1 protein-coding gene is annotated in these 256 nt (G+C 71.1%); it reads left to right on the top strand.

Annotation, left to right across the window (positions count from 1 at the left end; genetic code table 11):
* Window positions 1–256, top strand: a 256-nt coding sequence (locus PUR56_RS01450; RefSeq protein WP_329947512.1) for a hypothetical protein, incomplete at both ends; no start/stop codon positions are given.

The raw sequence follows: 256 nt of genomic DNA, 5'->3' as shown, positions 1-256 counted from the left end.
GTGCGGGGCGTTCCCGGACATCGACCTGGCGGCGGTCAACGGGCCGGCCGCGGTGGTCGTGTCGGGTGCCGAGGAAGAGATCGTGCGGATCGCGGATCTTGCCTCGGAGCGGGGTTGGAAGACGTCGCGGCTGCGGACGAGTCACGCGTTCCACTCCCGGCTGATGGAGCCGATGCTGGCGGAGTTCCGGGCCGTGGTGAGCGGTCTGGCCTTCCACGACCCGGTGCTTCCCGCCGTCTCGACGGTGACGGGCGAG

The organism is Streptomyces sp. BE303 (assembly GCF_036290945.1).
In the GTDB taxonomy this organism is placed as follows: Bacteria; Actinomycetota; Actinomycetes; order Streptomycetales; family Streptomycetaceae; genus Kitasatospora.
This window is presented reverse-complemented; position numbering and strand designations above follow the sequence as displayed.